This is a genomic window from Gordonia sp. ABSL11-1 (genome assembly GCF_030315685.1).
Lineage (GTDB): Bacteria > Actinomycetota > Actinomycetes > Mycobacteriales > Mycobacteriaceae > Gordonia.
The window spans coordinates 1-343 of record NZ_JASXSI010000110.1 but is presented as its reverse complement, the minus strand read 5'-3'; the positions used below and the strand labels follow the sequence as shown (position 1 = coordinate 343).

1 pseudogene is annotated in these 343 nt (G+C 67.1%); it reads right to left on the bottom strand.

The window, feature by feature from the left end:
- Positions 1 to 343: pseudogene (locus tag QSJ19_RS26665) on the bottom strand (IS5/IS1182 family transposase); the annotation flags it as partial.

Below are 343 nucleotides of genomic sequence, written 5' to 3'. Positions count from 1 at the left end.
GTCCCAGTCGATCCGCGGTTTCCCGGTCTGGGTGTAGCCGGCGCCGGTCAGCGCCTCGAGTCGGGTGGCCCGTGCGGCGACGACAGCGTCGGCGCCGTCGACATCGCGGGCCACCCGCCGGATCGCTGCGATCAGTTGGGTGACGGTGTCCTGGCGGGCCACCGCATCATCAAGGACCGTCGAGTCCAGGGCCCGACGATGTTTACCGGCCAGCACCCCGGTCTCGACGATCACCTCACGAACCTTCTCAAAAATCAGGTGCGGGCGGTCGCTGGCCGCCAACCTGCGCCGCCAATAGGTCAACGTGGACGGATGAAACCCTTTGGTACCCAGCGTGAAACCG